This window comes from Candidatus Frankia nodulisporulans (assembly GCF_902806475.1).
Taxonomy (GTDB): domain Bacteria; phylum Actinomycetota; class Actinomycetes; order Frankiales; family Frankiaceae; genus Frankia; species Frankia umida.
In genome coordinates, this window is the sequence record NZ_CADCWS010000592.1 from 1 (window position 1) to 289 (window position 289).

The 289-nt window shown below is 65.7% G+C and carries 1 protein-coding gene; it reads right to left on the bottom strand.

What is annotated here, in order from left to right; translation table 11 throughout:
* The coding region (locus tag G6R24_RS21515; RefSeq protein ID WP_163550902.1) for an integrase core domain-containing protein at positions 1-289 on the bottom strand (289 nt) is incomplete at both ends.

The window sequence follows — 289 nt, forward strand, 5'->3', positions numbered from 1 at the left end:
GCTGGGGGCTGGTTGATCCACGCCCTGGTCGGCAGGGCGGGCGGGGCCGGTCGGCGGTGGAACCGCTCGGGGTGAGCGGCGTAGGCGGCGTCGAGGACCTGGGCACGACGGGCCTGGATCTCGTGGGCGGTGCCGTCATGAACGCTGGCCGGGGTGTGCAGAGCGATACCCGAATGCCTGTGTTCGTTGTTGTAGTAGGCGAAGAAGACGTCGCAGAAAACGCGGGCGTCCTGGAGCGAACCGAAACGTCCCGGGAAAGCGGGACAGTACTTGAGTGTTTTAAACTGTG